The organism is Dyadobacter sp. SG02 (assembly GCF_900109045.1).
Classification (GTDB): domain Bacteria; phylum Bacteroidota; class Bacteroidia; order Cytophagales; family Spirosomataceae; genus Dyadobacter.
In genome coordinates, this window is the sequence record NZ_FNYL01000003.1 from 311,969 (window position 1) to 331,076 (window position 19,108).

Annotated in this window: 16 protein-coding genes; 13 read left to right on the forward strand and 3 right to left on the reverse strand. The window is 52.2% G+C overall.

Annotation, left to right across the window (positions count from 1 at the left end; all coding sequences use genetic code 11):
• Positions 1–8: 8 nt before the first annotated feature.
• The 12 genes from BMW93_RS08355 (at position 9) to BMW93_RS08410 (ending at position 15,101) form a co-directional block, all read left to right on the forward strand.
• Positions 9–2,780 (forward strand): TonB-dependent receptor, encoded by a 2,772-nt coding sequence (locus BMW93_RS08355; RefSeq protein WP_090374765.1) that lies wholly within the window; start codon positions 9–11, stop codon positions 2,778–2,780.
• A gap of 6 nt (positions 2,781–2,786) precedes the next feature.
• Positions 2,787–4,004: an MFS transporter gene (locus BMW93_RS08360; RefSeq protein WP_090374766.1), complete on the forward strand. Its 1,218-nt coding sequence runs from the start codon at positions 2,787–2,789 to the stop codon at positions 4,002–4,004.
• A 152-nt stretch (positions 4,005–4,156) separates the two neighbouring features.
• Positions 4,157–5,299: a DUF3179 domain-containing (seleno)protein gene (locus BMW93_RS08365; RefSeq protein ID WP_090374767.1), complete on the forward strand. Its 1,143-nt coding sequence runs from the start codon at positions 4,157–4,159 to the stop codon at positions 5,297–5,299.
• A 63-nt stretch (positions 5,300–5,362) separates the two neighbouring features.
• Positions 5,363–7,573 carry a TonB-dependent receptor domain-containing protein gene (locus BMW93_RS08370; protein ID WP_090374768.1) on the forward strand — a complete coding sequence of 737 codons (2,211 nt, stop codon included), beginning with the start codon at positions 5,363–5,365 and terminating at the stop codon, positions 7,571–7,573.
• Between the two features lie 226 nt (positions 7,574–7,799).
• Entirely contained in the window at positions 7,800–8,366 is a 567-nt protein-coding gene (locus BMW93_RS08375) for an RNA polymerase sigma factor (RefSeq protein ID WP_090374769.1), read from the forward strand.
• A 4-nt stretch (positions 8,367–8,370) separates the two neighbouring features.
• Positions 8,371–9,084: a hypothetical protein gene (locus BMW93_RS08380; protein ID WP_090374770.1), complete on the forward strand. Its 714-nt coding sequence runs from the start codon at positions 8,371–8,373 to the stop codon at positions 9,082–9,084.
• Positions 9,085–9,108: 24 nt separating this feature from the next.
• On the forward strand, positions 9,109–9,678 hold the full coding sequence (locus tag BMW93_RS08385; RefSeq protein WP_090374771.1) for an FHA domain-containing protein: 570 nt from the start codon (positions 9,109–9,111) through the stop codon (positions 9,676–9,678).
• An 87-nt stretch (positions 9,679–9,765) separates the two neighbouring features.
• Positions 9,766–10,530: a hypothetical protein gene (locus BMW93_RS08390; protein WP_090374772.1), complete on the forward strand. Its 765-nt coding sequence runs from the start codon at positions 9,766–9,768 to the stop codon at positions 10,528–10,530.
• A 24-nt stretch (positions 10,531–10,554) separates the two neighbouring features.
• On the forward strand, positions 10,555–11,130 hold the full coding sequence (locus BMW93_RS08395; protein WP_090375075.1) for an FHA domain-containing protein: 576 nt from the start codon (positions 10,555–10,557) through the stop codon (positions 11,128–11,130).
• 7 nt (positions 11,131–11,137) lie between these two features.
• Positions 11,138–12,181: a PP2C family serine/threonine-protein phosphatase gene (locus tag BMW93_RS08400; RefSeq protein WP_090374773.1), complete on the forward strand. Its 1,044-nt coding sequence runs from the start codon at positions 11,138–11,140 to the stop codon at positions 12,179–12,181.
• Between the two features lie 53 nt (positions 12,182–12,234).
• Positions 12,235–14,178, forward strand: a complete 1,944-nt coding sequence (locus BMW93_RS08405) for a serine/threonine-protein kinase (protein WP_090374774.1) — start codon at positions 12,235–12,237, stop codon at positions 14,176–14,178.
• A 41-nt stretch (positions 14,179–14,219) separates the two neighbouring features.
• Positions 14,220–15,101 carry a caspase family protein gene (locus BMW93_RS08410; RefSeq protein ID WP_090374775.1) on the forward strand — a complete coding sequence of 294 codons (882 nt, stop codon included), beginning with the start codon at positions 14,220–14,222 and terminating at the stop codon, positions 15,099–15,101.
• 19 nt (positions 15,102–15,120) lie between these two features.
• Here the strand turns inward: BMW93_RS08410 and BMW93_RS08415 are convergent, their stop codons facing one another.
• The 3 genes from BMW93_RS08415 to BMW93_RS08425 all read right to left on the reverse strand — a co-directional run bounded on the left by BMW93_RS08415 (position 15,121) and on the right by BMW93_RS08425 (position 17,695).
• The gene (locus tag BMW93_RS08415; RefSeq protein WP_090374776.1) at positions 15,121–16,737 is read right to left on the reverse strand and encodes a hypothetical protein; all 1,617 of its coding nucleotides are present in this window, start codon (positions 16,735–16,737) and stop codon (positions 15,121–15,123) included.
• On the reverse strand, positions 16,737–17,270 hold the full coding sequence (locus tag BMW93_RS08420) for an RNA polymerase sigma factor (RefSeq protein WP_090374777.1): 534 nt from the start codon (positions 17,268–17,270) through the stop codon (positions 16,737–16,739). The genes BMW93_RS08415 and BMW93_RS08420 overlap by 1 nt, the downstream gene beginning before the upstream one ends.
• 101 nt (positions 17,271–17,371) lie before the next feature.
• Positions 17,372–17,695, reverse strand: coding sequence for a hypothetical protein (locus BMW93_RS08425; protein ID WP_143061625.1), 324 nt, complete (start codon positions 17,693–17,695; stop codon positions 17,372–17,374).
• Positions 17,696–17,887: 192 nt separating this feature from the next.
• Between BMW93_RS08425 and BMW93_RS08430 the strand changes: the two genes are divergently transcribed.
• Complete coding sequence (locus BMW93_RS08430; protein ID WP_090374779.1) at positions 17,888–19,060, forward strand: prolyl oligopeptidase family serine peptidase; 1,173 nt, start codon at positions 17,888–17,890, stop codon at positions 19,058–19,060.
• Positions 19,061–19,108: the final 48 nt, after the last annotated feature.

Genomic DNA, 19,108 nt, shown 5'->3' on the forward strand with positions numbered 1-19,108 from the left:
CCTAACCTATGAAAGGACTTTTACCCATCCTCTACCTCATCATAAATCTGTGCTTTGCGTCAATCGCGGAAGCGCAGAATACGAAAATCTCGGGACATATTTTTGATAATGAGTCCCAGAAACCGCTTTCGGGTGTTTCCATTTCTGTCAAAGGCAGGAATACCGGAACCGTCAGCAATGCGGAAGGTTATTTTGAACTGAAAACCAATACACCCGCGACGCTGATCATCTCGCTCGTGGGCTATGCAAGACTGGAAAAAGAAGTGGCTTCTTCGGAAGCGCTGCGGGTGAACCTGGTGCCGGCCATCGAAGAGCTGAACCAGGTGGTAGTAACGGCTTCCAGGGTGGAAGAGAGCATTTTGCGGTCGCCGGTGAGCATCGAGAAAATGGATTCCCGTGCGATCCAGCAGACGCCCTCCGCCAATTTTTACGATGGTTTGGTTAACCTGAAATCGCTTGATATGGTAACGAGCAGCCTGACATACAAGCAAATCAACACCCGTGGATTCAACACGACGGGCAACAGCCGCTTTTTGCAACTGGTGGATGGGGTGGACAACCAGCCGTCCGGCCTGGGCTTTGCCATGGGTAACCTTTTTGGCCCGCACGACATCGACGTCGAAAGTGCGGAGCTGATCCCCGGGGCGGCCTCCGCATTGTACGGTCCGATCGCATTCAACGGAATGCTCAATACACGCACCAAAAACCCATTTGAATACCAGGGACTGAGTGCCCAGACGAAGTTCGGCATCAACCACATCGGCGATGGTACCGGCCTCGGCGCGAAACCGCTTTATGACCTGGCCATCCGATACGCGAAAGCCTTCAACAACAAACTCGCATTTAAACTCAATGCATCTTACCTCAAAGGCACCGACTGGTACGCCAACGATTACACCGACATCGACCCGAATACTACCCCGGAAAACCGTGGCCCCAACAATCCCGGCCGCAACGCGCTGAATATTTACGGCGACGAGGTGGCGCAGGCGTTGCCGAACATCGGTCGGGTATCGCGCACGGGTTATGAGGAAAAAGACCTGGCTACTTACGGTGTTTACAGCCTGAAACTGAGCGGGGCGCTGCATTACCGCATTACCGACAAGCTGGAAGCCATTTACCAGGGTAACTACAACCAGGGTACGGCGCAGTACACCGGTTCCAACAGGTTCGTGATCAACGATTTCAAATTCGTACAGCACCGGCTCGAACTGCGCGGAAGCAACTTCTACGTGCGTGCCTACACGAACCACGAGTATTCTACCAATTCCTACAACACCCGCGCACTGGGCCAGCAGATCAACCGCACCTGGGTGAAAGACCTCGCAGGCAACACCGTCGCTCCCAACAAGGCCGATTCGACCTGGTTTGCCAGATATGCGGCCGCTTATACCGGCGGCATTACCGGCGTGACGCAGCAGAACCATACAGCCGCACGCGCATTTGCGGACGAAGGCCGCATTGCCCCGGGCTCCGCCGCTTTCAATACGGCCAAAGATCAGTTGATCAAAACGCGCGGCCTGGCCGGTGCCGGTATCCTCAGCCAATGCAGCCTGAACCACGTGGAAGGGATGTATGATTTCAGTTCGCTTCTGAAAGTGATCAACTTTCAGGTGGGCGGTAACTACCGTAAATACTTCCTCAACACGGGCGGGACGCTTTTTGACGATAAGGATAAAAACCTCACCAACGAAGAATACGGCGTTTTTGCCCAGGCTTCCAGATCGTTTTGGAAGGATCGTCTGAAACTGACCGTTTCGGGCCGCTACGATAAGAACGAGAACTTCGACGGCCGCTTCACGCCGCGTGCATCCGCCGTTTTCTCACCCAATGAAAACCACCATTTCCGCGCATCTTACCAGACCGGTTTCCGCAACCCTACGATCGGCGATCAGTACATCAAGTTGAATGTAGGCCCGATCATCATTCTTGGCGGCGCACCTGTGAATTCGGCGGGAATGAATGCGTATACCAATTCGGTGACGATCGCATCGTTCTCGGAATTTGCTTCGGCCTTCGGTGCCGATATGGCGAAGGGCATTCCTTTCCCGCAAGCTGTGGCGAACAACAAGGCCAAACTCGTGAAATCGAATGTGCCTTATATCAAATCCGAGAAAGTGAAAAGCTATGAAATCGGTTATAAAGGTTTGATTGCCAAAAAGCTGCTGTTTGACGTCAATTACTATTACAGCCAGTACACCGATTTTATCATCAACACGGTGGTCGCCGCGGCGCCATCGGATATCCTCGCTGCCGACGGCTCGGTGAACCAGATGGCCGCCATGGAGCTGCTGGGTGCGGGCAGGCAGTTGTATCAGTTGTATACCAATGCCAAAGACAAAGTCTCCATCCAGGGTGTAAGCGCCGGTTTGACTTACTCTTTGCCTAAAAATTACAAGGTATCTGCCAATGCGACCTGGATCGATTTCAATATGGGCGAGGCTGATCCGAACAATATCCCGGCATTCAACACGCCGAAATGGAAAACCAATGTCATGTTCGGCAATGCCCGCCTGACCGACCGCATCGGTTTCAACGTGGCCTGGCACTGGCAGGAGGCGTTTGACTGGTACGGCACATTTACCGAAATGCGTCCGGGCCGGGTGAATGCTTACAATTTGCTCGATGCGCAGGTCAGCTACCGCATTCCCAGCCTGAAAACGGTGGTGAAACTGGGTGGTTCCAACATCACGAACAAATACATCGTGCAGGCTTACGGCTCTCCGGCAGTGGGCGGGCTGTATTATGTGAGTCTCAACTTCGACGAACTTTTCCGCTAACCGGCTATGGAAACTTTGGAAATACAACGTGTGGAACCGATCAGCATCAGCCGGAAATGGCTGGCGTTCGCGCTATGCGTGGTCGCTTACACGCTGAGCGGCACGGTATCGACGCTGATGTCGGTGTACCTGCCGGTGGCTATTCCGGAACTAAAAGGTGCGGCCGTAAGTGAAGCGGAACTGGGTGAGATAGGCGCTTATGTGAATGCGGTGTACCTCTACGGCTGGATGTGTGGCGGGCTGCTATTCGGTGTGGTAAGCGATCGCATCGGCCGAAAAAAGTCATTGACGCTCGTAACAGCCTTATACGGCATTTCCACCTGCCTGGTAACGATCGTACCCGACTGGTATTCGTTACTTGCCATCCGTTTCACAGCCGGAATGGGCGTGGGCGGCGTGCTGCTGATCACGACGGTGTACATTTCCGAAATCTGGGAAGATCGCGGTCGCGCCGTGATCCTGGGCGTACTGGCCGTTTGTTTCCCGGTCGGCATTGTCACTACCGGCAGTCTCAACTTACTGTTTTCAAACTGGCGCACGGCGTTTGGCATCGGGTTCATCCCGGTTGCTGCGGCGGTGCTGATCTTCCTCTTGTTGCCGGAATCCGACCGGTGGAAAAACGTCAGGGAGGTCAGGAATGGTCAGGAAAGTATTTTTGATTCGCAGAACCGGCCTAATGTAATCCGTGGGTCATTGATTTTCGGAGCGGTGCTGATCGGGTTGTGGGGCATATTCTCATGGCTTCCCACGTGGGCGCAGTCGCTGCTCGCAAGCGGGGAGAACGGCCAGAAAGAGCGGGGCCTGCTCATGATCCTCCTCGGAATGGGCGGCATTACCGGCGGTGTGTTCTCAGGGATATTGATGAACCGCTTTGGCAAGAAAAATACATTGCTGGCCACATTCGCCACCTGCGTGGTGATGTGCGGCGTGCTGTTTATCACCAACCGCACATTTTCGAATATCATTTACATCGAAACGGCGATGCTCGCATTCTGTTTCGGGATCAGCCAGGGCGCATTGTCCAGCTACATCCCCGAGCTGTTTCCGTTTGCGGTGCGTGGCACTGCCACGGGTTTTTGTTTTAACGTCGGGCGGTTCTTTACCGCGACGGCGGTGTTTTTCATTGGCTCCCTGGTGGCGGTGCTCGGAGGTTTCGGGAATGCATTGCTGGTGTTCTCGCTGCCGTTCCTGGTGGCATTACTTGTCACATTCAGAAGCAAATGAACTGAATTTTGCGTATTATCATAGGTTAATATATTAGGCAAACGGGTTCGCCGCCTGGCGAACCCATTTCTTTACAAATCTTTTGGTTTCCAAATCTTTCGATCTACAAATCTTTCTGTCTACAAATCTTTCGGTGCGCTGCACCTTTTTATATGAAGAAGCTCTTTTACCTGGGAATTCTTGGCATTATCCTTTATGAGATAGCGAAAGTTTACTTCATTATGCCTATGCCGGGCAGCCAGCAGATGAACAGCATCGATGCTGCCTATATACTCCATACCTGGCGGTGGCCGCTGCGGATATTGTTCTGGGGGATGGTTCTCGTTGGGGGATTTTCAGTTTTTTCAGGAAAATTAAAATGGCCGGGTGCCATTGTTCTGCTATTGGCGGCAGGCATTACTTACGCGACGAACTATGAAATGGCCGCGGATACGATGTTTTACCAGCCTTCGCAGGTAATCCAGCACAATGCGGCTACCAATAAAGTGGATATGGACCGACTGGTGATCGGCGTGGAGGCTAACGGCGAAGCCAGAGCATACCCCATCCAGTTTATCGGTTACCACCACCAGGTGCGCGACGAACTCGGCGGGAAGCCCATCATGGTTACCTATTGTACCGTGTGCCGCACAGGCCGTGTTTTTGAACCTTCGGTTGACGGCAAACCGGAAGTTTTCCGGCTAGTAGGAATGGACCATTTCAATGCGATGTTCGAAGATAGTGAAACCGGAAGCTGGTGGCGGCAGGTCAACGGCGAAGCGATCGCCGGTCCGCTGAAAGGCAAGATGCTCCCCGAACTCGCCAGCACCCAAACTTCATTAAGCCAATGGTTGAAACTGCACCCGAACAGCAAAGTCATGCAACCCGACCCGGTGTACCAGGCCAGGTACGACTCCATGGCCCGCTACGAATCCGGTCGCGGAAAATCGACACTTACCAAAACTGACACATTATCATGGAAAGACAAATCCTGGGTAGTAGGCATTCAAACGGGAGGTAAAGCCAAAGCATTCGACTGGAACCGCCTCAAAAAAGAGCGCATTATCAACAGCGAAGTAGGGGGAGCGCCCGTAGCATTGGTACTCAGCGCAGACAACAACAGCTTCTTCGCATTCGAGAAAACCGTCAATGAACCATTTACATTAAGAAACGATACCATTTTCACCAAAACCAGCACCCACGACCTCCTCGGCAAACGCCTCACCGGTACCGGAGCCGACCTGCAACGCCTCAATGCCTACCAGGAATTCTGGCACAGCTGGCGCACTTTCCACCCAGGTACCGGGCAGTACTAAATTCACGGTCCGCCGCTGCGGTGTTCCTTACTGCCTTCGTGGCATCAGAAATTACAAACGCTAATGAAACAACTTTACACAACCACCATCATTCTCTGCACCCTCCTTCAAGCTGCCTACGCACAAACCGACAAAAAGAAGGAATACGATAAGGTGTTGGACCTCAATGAAGTAACGGTAGGCGAGCGGAAGAATACCGTCCACACCGAACGCCTTCCCGACGTCCACAATACCTACATTACCGCCGGGAAAAAGAGCGAAGTGATCCAGATCGACGGCGTGAACGGCAATGTCGCCGAAAAAACCGGGCGGCACATTTTCGCCAAAATCCCGGGCGTATTCGTCTACGATATGGACGGCAGCGGCAACCAGATCAACATTTCCACCCGCGGCCTCGACCCGCACCGGTCCTGGGAATACAACATCCGGCAGAACGGCATTATTACCAACTCCGACATGTATGGCTACCCCGCCAGCCATTACAGCCCGGCGATGGAATCGATCCAACGCGTGGAACTGGTGCGTGGGACGTCCTCGTTGCAATATGGCGCGCAATTCGGGGGGATGATCAATTATGTCACAAAAAGCCCGGACACCACGAAAGCATTCACGTTCGAAACCATTAACTCAGCCGGCTCGTTCGGGCTTTTCAGCTCCTACAATGCCATCGGCGGTAAGGTGGGCAAGCTCACTTACTCGGCCTATTACCAGAAACGCCATTCCAACGGCTACCGCAAGAATGCGAAATCCGACGCGGAGTCGCAATATGTGAGTTTGATGTACGAATTCAGTAAATCGTTCCGCATTAAAGCGGAGCTGGGGCGTTCGGAATATGTATACCAAATCCCGGGTCCGCTGACCGACGCGATGTTCGCGGCAGATCCGCGCCAGTCGACCCGCTCGCGTAACTATTTCAACCCCGATATTTACGTGCCGTCGATCGTGGTGGACTGGAAAATCAACCCCGATACCCAATTGAAACTGACGACATCGGGTGTGTACGGCGCGCGTAACAGCGTGATGTTCGACGCGTTCGCCAACGTGCCCGACACGATAAGCCGGGTCACGAACGCCTACCGCGCCCGCCAGGTGGATATCGATAATTTCAAAAGCTTCACTTCCGAGTTGCGCCTGGTGCACCAGTACGATTTCCTGGGCTTCCGCAACCTGGTTTCGGGTGGTGTTCAATATATGCACAACAAACTGCGCCGTCGCCAGCTCGGTAAAGGCACGACCGGCAGCGATTTCGATCTCACCGTTACCGATCCGCAGTTTGGCCGCGATATGTACATGACGACCGATAACGTCGCATTGTTTGTGGAAAACCTCATTTTCATTACCCCTCGCCTGAGCGTGTCGCCCGGCGTACGCGTGGAGAAAGGCGGTACCGATATGACCGGCAAAATCACCTACTACGATCCGCAGAACCTCCCGAACACGATCAAACACAGCTTTCCGCTGTTTGGTATCAGTTCGCAATACAAGATCGGCGAGCATAGCAGGGCGTATGCGGGCTTCTCGCAGGCTTACCGCCCGGTCGTTTTCAAAGACATTATCCCCGGTTCCGTGTTGGAACAAGTCGATAAAAACCTGAAAGATGCAAACGGCTATAACCTCGAAGCAGGTGTAAGCGGGAATATCAAGGACGTTCTGAGATACGACATCGGCCTGTTCCAGGTGATGATCAACCACCGGATGGGCACCATAGCCATGAAGGACGCGAACGGCAATGCATACCTGTACCGCACTACCACCGGCGACAGCAAAACCCGTGGCGTGGAAGCGTACCTCGAATACACGGCATTCAAGCGGTACAATGGCGGCGAGCCTCAGACCGAGCTGTCGTTTTTTACATCGACTTCCTATTTCGATGCTGAATATGTTCGGGGAACAGCCGTATTGAACGGCGAAAACAAAAGCGTGGCCGGCAACCGCGTAGAAGGTGTTCCTACCTGGATTTCACGAAACGGTATCCAGTTCCAATACAAAAAGCTTTCGGTTACCGCACAATACAGCTACGTAAGCTCCAACTTCGCCAACCCGCTGAACACCGTGGAGCCATCCGCAAACGGTACCATCGGTAAAGTACCGGGTTACGGCCTGCTCGATTTGAATGCGACGCTTTACCTGGGCCAGCATTACAAGCTGCGTTTCGGCGTTAACAATATTACCGACAAGCAGTACTTCACCAAACGTCCGACAATGTATCCCGGCGCGGGCATATGGAGTTCGGATGGCCGGAGCCTGGGGATTTCGTTCGGGATCAGGATTTAATGATCCGCCGTCGAACGGGGAATGAGTGGTTTTCTACCAATATAACATCGCTACGTGATTTTCTATGGTTAAGCAATAGCGCGAACGTCCAGGTTCGCGCTATTGCTTTTGTAACCGATTTGGCGCTTAATTTCAATTTAATGATTTTATAATCAACTGGTTATGTTGATTAGGGAAAATAGTTTTAAATTAATAGTGACGTTTCCCTCTTCTTCACGACCTACCCATGATAACAGAGATCGGTTCTCCGGATTTTCCATTGATCCAGGCTATCAAAAACGGCAACGAAAAGGCCCTCGGGCTTTTTTACAAGGATAATTTTGGCAAAATCCTGCACCTGGTACTGAAAAACAGCGGAAGCGACGACGATGCGCGCGATGTGTACCAGGATTGCATGATGGAGATCGTTTTGCAGATCAGGGGCGGGCGGCTGGACCAGTTGAGCAGCAGGCTTTCCACCTATTTGTATTCGGTTTGCTATTACAAATGGATCGACCGGTTGCGGCAGAAAGGAAAACAAATGCAGACGGGTTTCGACGACGATTTGGACACGGCGGTGATCGAGGAGGACGACAGCCCGCCCTACCTGCCCGCGCTCGAAAAAGTGCTGGCGCAGATTGGCGAAAAATGCATGATGCTGCTGAAAGCCTTCTACTACGAAAAGCTGACGATGACCGAGATCGCTTCGAAGCTGGGGTTTGCAGATGACAATTCTGCTAAAAGCCAGAAGAACAAGTGTATGGACAAAGCGCGGTTTCTGGGAAAAAATGTGCTGAAACAACATTACAGCTGACCCCATGGAAAACGAAGACCAAACAGAACGCATCGACCGCTACCTCGACGACGCGCTCACGACCGAGGAAAAACTCGCATTTGACAACGAAATGGCCACCAATCCCGAGTTCCGGCTGGAAGTGGAGGCGCAGGAAGCCGTGCGGGAGCTGATCAGCAGTCAGGCCGAAAAGGAAGGCCTGCGCACTTTGTTCGCGACATTCCATGCCGAGTTGGAAACCGCTGCGGCCATGGATGACCAGCAGCACGGCAATGCGGATTTGCTCGAAAAGAAAAAGGGCATTCAACGCAAATTGCAATGGGGCAATTGGTCGTACACGGCCATTGCAGCCTCCGTGGCGATCCTGATCATTGGTGTGTGGACTGTTTGGAATAACCAAAAAACAACCGGAACAGGGGAGCCGAACGGACAGGAGATCCGCGTGGACGAGCGTAATGAAGTGTTCCGCATCCCGTTGCTAAGCTGGAAAACCGTCGATTTCAAACCTGTTGTGCAAGAGAAACGGATGATCGACGCTACGATCATCAGAAGCAAGACATACCACTCGCATTATCGATTCACCGACATTCTTGAAATATACTCCGACACGCTGACAGAAAAGCAGCAGAAGATCAGCATCGCGTACGATGTGGAGACGAAACAATACCGCATCCACATCGGGGATAGCAGTTACCCCATCCGCAAAACGGACGAGATCACACCTTTGACCCAACCCTGAGCACATTATAGCCCTATCTCTACCATGAGTCCGCAGAAATTACGCATCGGCCGCAAGCCGGATAATGATATTGTAGTGGACCATCCGAGCGTGAGCGGTTACCACGCCCTGGTAACCCTCGGTCCCGACCATTCCGGCATCCTGGAAGACAACGACTCGTCGAACGGCACATTTGTGGACGGCGTCCGCATCCGCAAGACGCAGTTTACCCCGCGCAGTAGCATTCTGCTCGGCAAAATGCCTTTTGAAGCCAGCAAGATATTCCGTTTCGACAAACAGCCCGACGACTACACATTCGAATTCAAAGAAATGCAGCCAGTCTGGCAAAAGCTGGAAGACGAGCGCGTGGCGATGATCGACATTCAAAAGCGGATCGACGTGATGCTCGCCATTCCGTACATCGGACGGGTGATCATTTTATGGATGAACAAACATTACGGCCTCGAAAACCGGCGCGTGAAATGGAAAGAAGATATGCGCCGCCTCTGGGTGTGCCCCGCCTGCCAGCAACCTCTCCGCGACTACGACTGGCTGACGTGGAATGACTGCGAGCATTTGAAAAAGTGCCCCAAATGCAAGGCGAGATGGTTTTAGAAAATTTTTCAAAAAAATCGGTGACCTTCTGAACCGGGCTCCGATAAAGGTTCAAATGATGTGAAAAACTTCTAAAATCCTACGACCATGTCAGAGCAAACACAGATTATCGACGAAAGCAACGAGCTGTTGCAGGAAGCACCGGTTAACCCCAGAAAATCAAAGAGCAAAGCAGGTGCCGCCATCGCTGCGGGCGCTGCGGCAGGCGTGGGCGCCATCGCGTACGACGCGTATGCCGGCGATGATACCAAAAAGGACGAAACGACGGGCGGCGTACCGTCAGCCGATAACGAAGAGAAATCGGATAGTACGTCATCAACCGTTCCAGCGGATACGGTGATAGCAGAAAATAACCCGGTACAGGATTCCATTCCAGCGGGCCAACCAGACGTACTCCTCATTCCCGATCATCTCAGCATTGTGAATGCCCCCGACGATATGAGTTTCAATGAAGCATTCGCCTGGTCACGCGAGAAGGCAGGCCCGGCGCAACTTTTCGAATGGAAAGGCGAATTGTACCACACCTGTCACCCCAACGAATACGCTGCATTACCGCAGGAAATGAAGGAGATATTCCAGGATATGTGGCTGGATAATGCATTCGGATACTCCGAGCCGCCCGCCGAAGGATATATGGTAAGCTACGATTACGAAACGGGGCCCGCCGTGGAAGAGGTAACAGAACCGACCGAGCCGACCACCGATTCAACCGCAACAGATCCGACCGTGGTGGCCGAGCAGGACAGCGTGAGCATGGATAGCGACGAATACGACATTGTGTACACCCAGGAGGATTACGACAGCGATTTCGAAGGGCTGGACGAATGGGTGAACCCCGAAGACATTGCTTAACAGCCACATTTAACCACAACCGTTATGATCGTTGTTTGTCCATCGTGCCAGGCAAGACTGAGGGTTAACGAAAAGGCATTGTCGCCCAAGAATCCGGTGATCGCCTGCGTCCGCTGCCAGTCGCCCATTCGCATCGACCTGCCTGTGGCCGAACGTCCGGCGTTCGAAGAGGCTACCCTCGTTTTCGAGCCTGCCGAGGTAGGCTGGGTGATCGTTCACGATGAATACACCGAATCGCAAACGCTTCCCCTGAAACCCGGCTTGCAGATTGTGGGCCGGTTTTCGGAGAGCAAGCCCTGCGAGGTGATGATCCAGTCGCAGGACCGTTACATGAGCCGGCGGCATTTGGTGATAGAGGTCGTGAAAAGCAGGGAAGGGGTGTACAAATACTGGGTTTCCGAACATCCCGATTGTACCAATCCTACTTTCATCGATACCTACCCGCTGAAACGCGGAACGACCGTCGAACTGGTCGACGGGGTTATTATGCAACTGGGGAAAACCAAAGTGGCATTGAAGACCGCCGCCGCTGCCGGAACTGCGCGTAAGGCCACCGAAACCGTGGCCAATACTGATTTTGCCAAAACAGTACTTTTCTGACGACTTTATGAAAATCCAGATAAATCAGCCCGTTCCGGTTCATGGACCGGGCAAGCGGGCCAATAATGAGGATAACCTTTTCCCGCCGCCGGGCGCGGCCACTGTCAACGACGCATTATTCATGGTATGCGACGGAGTAGGCGGTTCCGAAAAGGGTGAAGTAGCGAGCGACCTGGCTTGCAGGTCGGTTTCGGCGTATTACCAGCGCCACCGCATTACCGTGAGCGACGACGCCACGGTGCACAATGCGATCGCATTTGCCCGGGCCGAGATCGAAAGATACGGAAGGGGAAATCCCGGTTCGCAGGGAATGGCGACCACGCTTACGTTCCTGCACCTGCACGAGCGCGGGGCCACGGTGGCGCACATAGGCGACAGCCGCGTGTACCATGTACGTAACGGGAAGGTGCGCTGGTGCACCCGCGACCACAGCTATGTGAACGACCTCGTGAAAGCCGGCGTGATCACCGAAGAACAGGCCCGTACGCACCCGCGCAGGAACGTGATCATGCGCGCGCTGCAAGGCGGCGACGCCGATGTGCAGGCCGATATCCATCACATTGCCGACCTGGCCGCGGGCGATTACTTTTTCCTCTGCTCGGACGGTATTCTCGAAAGTGTGGATGACAACGCGTTGCTGAAAATCCTCTCGGCGCCCACGTCGGACGATGCCAAAATGGAGCAGGTGCGGAAACTTTGCGAGCAGTTCAGTAACGACAATTATACGGCCTACCTGGTGCCGATCCATTCCGTGGAAATGCCGATGGTGGAGTTGTTGTCTTCCGAATCAACAGTGAAAAAAGAGGCTGCGAAAAATGAACCTGTACCCAAACCTGCCAATATGAATGTGTGGATCATGTTCGCGGTGCTGATGTTTTCGTCGGGCTGGTATTTCTGGCATAACCGTAAACCTGTGCCTGTCAAACCCAAGCCGGTGCAGGTAGTCGTTGCCAAAGATTCGGTGATCGCATTGCACCCCGTAAAGCCCGTGAAATCCGTCAAACCGGGCAAGGCCAAGGGGCATTCAAAAAAAGATAAAAAAATGCGGTGACCTCCCGCCGGGACCTCCGATAAAGGGCAAAAGAACTTCAAATCCCTACGATCATGACTTACGAAGAATTTTTGAAACGATACGAATTCGATACCCAGGACCAGAAGGCAATGCTCGGCGCAGGAGGTTTCGGCTCGGTTTACAAGGCCTTCGATTCAGTGCAGAAACGGTTTGTGGCTATCAAGGTGGCCGAGGTAAAGCATGAGAAATTCAATTTGCTGTACGAAAAGCAAATCGTCGACGAGCTCGACTCCCACGAGAACGTGGCGCGCTACGGCAATTGCTACCGGTTCCAGTTTATGCCTGTGCGTTACGATTTTGCGGTCCTTACATTCTACCAGGAAGGCAACCTGGCCGATGTTTTGAAGAAATATGCATTAACCGTTCCTCAAAAACACCAGATTCTCGAAGGTATCCTCAAAGGGGTGGGGCATTTGCACAAACACCACATTATCCATCGCGATATGAAGCCGCAGAACGTGCTGATGGACCGGCAAGGTGATCGCTGGGTGCCCAAACTGACCGATTTCGGGCTGAGCAAACTGGCCGATACCAATACACAGTCGGTAGAAAACTCTTCGATCGGGCTATCCATTGCCTACGCAGCGCCGGAGCAGATACAGAACCGTGAAATCAGGCATAATGTGGATTTGTGGGCGGTGGGTATCATTACTTACCAGATGTTTATTGGCGACCTGCCGTTCGATGCCGCGCGTTCGATGAGCCAGGAAAGCTGGAACCTCGAGGTGAGCAAACTGATCGTGAAAGGCAAAGTTTCCGAAAAGATCAGCCAGGTACCGGAGCCGTTCAGGACCATTATTAAAAAATGTCTCGTGCCCGACAATGCGAAACGTGTGCAGCGGGCAGAAGAGTTACTGGAAATACTGGGCAGCCCTTCTATTCAAATACCAAAAGAAATACCCGCCAACGACGAGCATACGATCCGCATCGACGAGCCATTTGCGAATACCAAAGAGCTCACCGCCCGCGCGGACCACCTCGTGCAGCAGGCCGAATCGAAAGCCGGTTTTGAAAAAGAACAGACATTGCGCGACGCGATCGGATTGTACGAAGAAATCCTGCGGCTCGACCCCGCGCATATGCATGCCCGGTACCAGATAGGGCAATGCAATATTAAGCTGAAACAGAAACAGCCCTTCAAAATACCGAGGTTGCTCTCGAAAAAAGGAATAATCGCAGCCGCGGCGGTGATGGTCGGAATGGGCCTGGTGTATTTTTTTTTATGGCGCTCTACTGCCCGTAAAGAACTGGCTTGGGCGAAGTCTACGTATTACGCGAGCATTCCTTATTCCGATACGACCAAAACTTACGCGCAGATTTACCAGATATTCGACAAGTATGCAGGCACGTGGGCAATGGACGATACGACCAACAATCTGCTCGGCTATTTCCACCAGCTGGGCCGCGGCGGCGCGGAGCGTGACTACGATAAGGCGATGGATTTCTTCGAAAAGGCGGGCGATTACGAATGGGCCAAATACAATATCGCCTATTTCAATTTCTGGGGCCTGGGCAGGATCAAAAACTATGAAACTGCTGCGGAGTATTTCAAAGAAGCTTACGACAAAAAGCAGCTCGTGGGTGCAGCAGACTACCTGGGTTACATTTATAAAGAGGGCGGTTACGGGCTTACCAAGGATTACAATCTTGCGAAAAGCTGGTTTGAAAAAGCGGTAGCGGGCAATTCCAGTTACAGCCAGTTCGAGCTCGGGAAAATGTATGAACTGGGCAAAGGAATGCCCGTAAATGAAGCCCGCGCCAAATACTACTACAATCTCGCCGCCAACCAGGGCAACCGCGATGCCCGGCAGGCATTAAGCAACCTCAACCGCGGCCGTTCCAATGACGCATTAGCGCTCGGAAGCACACCTTACCAGGCCAGCACCAAACCCAAGCAGCAACGTCCCAAAAGCAATGCGGGCGCATTCTGGGAAAAAGTAGGTACCGAGCTTTTCAAACAAGCCGCAGGAAGATAATCAACCTAAACGGAATCGATCACTTTTAGACTTTTACTACAATGAAAAATATAACCAACATCCTCATCTTCATAGGTGTGGCCATCGGGGTGTACTATGGGTACAAATGGATTAAAGGCGCCAACTTCTCCGAAAACCAGGGCAATACCTACGCAGTCATCGTCGGAATTTCTGATTACCTCAATGGCTCCGACCCTGAAAGCGGCGTCCAGGCGCAACTGAACGACCTGCGGTACTGCGACGACGACGCCCGTATTTTCTACGATTTTCTGAGAAGCGAAGCAGGCGGCTCGGTACCGGCGGAAAACATCGCGCTGCTGATCGATCACCAGGCGAGCAAGGCAAGCATTATCAATCAAATGGAGGCGTTTTTCGCCAAATCCAGCCCGGACGACCGCGTGATATTCTACTTCGCCGGCCATGGTGCGAATGGCTTCTTCGCCAGTTACGACATCGATATGCGCGATATGAATACGAGTTTGAAGCACAAGGACGTGAAAGAGGTATTCCGGAAATGCCGGGCGAAAACGCGGCTGTGCTTTGCGGATGCATGCATGTCGGGCAGTATGAAGAACCGTGCGCGGGATGTTTCCGAAATGAAGCCGGTACCGGTTTCGGTGCGGTCGTTCGAGGATGAAGAATCGGGCCTGGTGGTGCTGATGGCGGCACGTTCTTACCAGTATTCGAGTGAGAACGTGAGCATTGGTCATGGCTACTTCACCAAGTTCCTCGTGGACGGCCTGCAAGGCGGCGCCGACAAGAACAAGGACGCGCTCGTGACTATTAAGGAGGCTTATGATTACCTCTATCTCCACCTTGCATCACTACCTAAAAAGGGTCCGGAAGACAAGGGACAGATTCCGGTGATTTTCGGAAAGTATGACCCTGATATGCCGGTAGCGCGGTTGAAGGGGGCGGCGTAGGGAGACGGCCGCGGAGCAGCTATTTGATTAGGAACCTTATCGATAGCTGCATATTGGGAGTTTTCACGCTTTTGAATCCCTTTTGCGACAGGTTTGATAGCGGAAAGACCGTCATCCAGGCAAACTGCAATCGATTATTAAACACATCGGGTGAATGAAATAATATGCCCGCGCGGATGTTCCATTGTTGCGGACGGATATATGATTTTAATGTATCCTGGCCTTTTGCCGCCAAATGTTCCTGCATAGCGATTGCGCCCGTCGGATACTCAATTTCCCTGAAAAGTAATGCAGATGAATATTTGGCATAGGAGACCCCACCCACCAGGGAAATCAAGGAAAACGCCCGATACTGATATTGGAGAGAAAAATTCATTCCGAATGCCTTGACGAAGTTGGTATAGTGGCGATTCACGACGTATAATGAATCCGAACTCCGAAGCGTGTCCAGGCGCTGAGCTACCCGCTCTTTGTTACCGAAATAGGAGTGCAGCGGATTGAAAATGAAAGTCACGCTATGCCTGTTCCAGCTTTTGGATACAAACACACCGGGAATCGCCAGCCGCAGCGGACGCTTAACGCTGTCGGCGTTGGTAAACATGTAGTTTGGCGACACGATAGACCGGCCGATATTCCACTCCGGCCCGAAATGCACGTCTGTGAATATCGACTTTCGCGTTTTCGGCGCTGGTTGCGCCACAGTCTCCTCAGGTTTTCTGATATATTTACTTAAATCGTTTCCGGCACCTCCGAAACGGCCGGAAAGTGATTCAAGGCTATTGAGCATGCTGTTCGCAGCCGTCGGAGCGGTTCTATTTTCATGGCTAACAGAAGAAGTAGTATTGGTTTGATTGAGTAAGGAAGATTCTGTCGGCTGTCTGCCATTACCGGTATTCCCGGATTGGGAACGGTCTTTGGGTAATGCATTTTCCGCGTAATCGTCGCCCGAAGGCCTGCGCGCCTGCACGTCGCGCTTGTGCATAACCGTTGCCTGCGCATTGCGCGTACGTGTATGGGAAGAGGTTTGGGTTTGCGCTGTTTGAATGTCGTTATCAATGCTTTTTGAGGACTTGGTACCGGTTTTTGTCCTGTCGTTTGCCACACCTGCCGTGCTAACGCTCCCGATGGCATTGCCGCGGGCGGTACTGGTTTTCGTTCTTTCGGTTACGGCGCCGCTGCCCTTTGTGGTACGATTGGCATTGTCCCGGTCGGCACCAGTCTCCATTTTTTCGGTCAATGGATGAGCCGCCTTTGCAGGATTACCGGCATTATTACGATTGGTACCGGTTTCCATTCTTCCGGTTAATGAATCCAACTTTGTTACAGTACCTTCGGCATTCCGGCTTTCAGCAGAAATGCGCGCCGGTGCGGTTTGCCGGTCCGCGGTTTTGGTCTTGAAAACAACCCATGCAACCCCGGCGGAAATCGTCACCAGGGTGAAAGCCACTATTAAAAACCTTTTGAGTGTTCCAAGCGACTTCCATACCTGTGCCGGCCATTTTGATCCATTAGTTCCACGACCCGTGGCAGTGTCCAGCATATCATTCATGTCCGCCCATGCGTCGTCGGCCGGGATTTCGGGGTCCGGCAGCGGGTCGTGGAGAAACTTGGTGATCTGTTTGTCTTTTCTTTTCATCAGAGGAGGTTTTCAAAAATTACTTTCAACCTGTTCCTGCTCTCGCTTAAATGCCATTTGACGGTACCTTCGCTGATACCCAGCGAGCATGCTATTTCTTTTATCGAAAAACCATCAATATAGAAAAGGCCGCAAATCCGGCGTGTGGCTACTGGTAACTGCATTAAATACAATTGGACATCTCCGCCTGAGGTCTGTTCGAAGGGGTTTTCGGAAGATGTGAAACCCATTTTGTCGTCGATCTCTATATAATCGAATGTCTGGGTCTTCCTGTCACGCAGCATGGTAAGCGCCGCGTTACGCACTGTCGTATACATCCAGTTGAAGAATTCACCCTTCGTATCATCATATTGATGAATGTTCGTAAACACCTTCAGCATTCCATTGTTGATTGCGGTAACGATGTCATGCTTGTCGTCGAAGAAATTTTTGCAAAGGGCAAAAAGTGCCGGGTAAAATTGCCGGTACAATTTTTCCTGACTCTGGCGATCCTGCCGTTTACAACCCGCTAGTGTACGATATAATGTGTCCAATGACTGTGGAAATGCATGACCGACTAAATTTCAGCCGGCCATGCCTGTTTTGTTTCATTAAAACGCTTAAAACGACTTTTAGTGAAAATCACAAACTACGGTTAACGAACGGATCTAAGACGTCCCAAAGCAGCCGGAAGGGCCGATCGGCGTTGAGCAGCCATACTGTCCACGAAAGTGCTGTCAGCGAAAGTACTGTCGGCGATCGTGCTGTCCCGGACGATTGTGTCCTGATAAATGGTATCCTTTTCAATACTGTCTTTAACGATCGTATCCCGGGGAATACTGTCCTGCCCAACACTGTCTGTCCCCGTCCTCGCCGAAACCGGTACCGGCGCATTCTCTTCCATTTTTCCTCTTTCGCAGGCGACCAGCTGGATCAGCAGCAATACCACGCACAATACCAGCCATTTTTCTGTTCTCATGACCATCAGTGTTTAAAATTGAATAGATGTAAATCAGGTGGCCACCTGTCAATAAAATAAACTGCGAAGAAGGGCGGGGAGGTTGGGTGGCTTAGGAAAAAAATATTTGTGGGGCCGATTAACCTGCGCTTTTTCAGTTAAATAGCAGATATTTGAGCGTTTTATTTTGAAACAAATGCCCAACTAATTCTCATGAAACGAATAACCCTTTTCTGCCTCCTGCTCATCACCTGTTACCCCGCATTAGCCCAGAATTACGATGAGGCGAAAGTGCCGCATTATACCTTGCCGGATGTGCTTAAAACCACTTCGGGCAAGACGATCCGCAATGAAGAAAAGTGGGAGAAGCTGAGAAGACCGGAGGTGCTGAAACTGTTTGAAGACCATATTTACGGGCAAATGCCGACCGACTACGACAGTATCCGCTATGCACTGACGGAAGACGACCAGCCGCTTATGAATGGCAAGGCGGTATTGAAGCAAGTCGGTGTAACCGTTTTCAGAAAGGGGAAGTCGGTGCTGATCAACGTCGTCCTTTTTGTTCCTACGCAAGCCAGGAAGCCTGTACCTGTTTTTTTATTGATTAACAACCGCGGAAAAGAGAATACCGACCCGACGAGGGCTAAAAAGAGCGAGTTCTGGCCGGCGGAAATGGTGATAGACAGCGGTTTTGCAATTGCGGCATTTCATGTGAGCGACCTTGCGCCGGACAATAAGGATACTTACGCGACCGGCGTTTTGCAAAAACTTTACCCGGAGCAGTTGACCAAGGACAATGGAATGAAAGCGATCGGCGCCTGGGCCTGGGGAGCGAGCCGCGTAATGGATTATTTTGAGACGGACAAGGATATCGACTCCAAAAAGGTCATTGTCGTAGGACATTCTCGGGGCGGTAAAACATCATTGTGGGCGGCTGCGCAGGACCAGCGCTTCGCGGCCTGCATTACCAATTGCTCGGGCAATACCGGCGCGGCATTGGCGCGCCGGCAGTTTGGCGAACGTATCAGCCGCATTAACACCACGTTTCCGCATTGGTTTAACGATCACTACAAAAAATACAATGACAAAGAAGGTGCCCTGCCGGTAGACCAGCATATGCTCATCGCGCTCATCGCGCCCCGGCCGGTGTACGCGACCAACGCTTCCAAAGACCTCTGGGCCGATCCGAAAGGAACGTTTCTGGCATTGAAAGCCGCCGAGCCGGTATATGCATTGTACGGAATCAAATCGGGGTTGCCCAAAGACCCGCCGGGAATCGACCAGCCGGTAATCGGCGCACATTTTGGTTACCACAACCGGGAAGGCGAGCATAATATGACCACTTATGATTGGGGGAATTTTATCCGGTTCGCGAGGAAGTTTTGAATAACCGGCGTGTCGTCAGGCATAAAATTTGAGAGTAAAAGTGTAAAA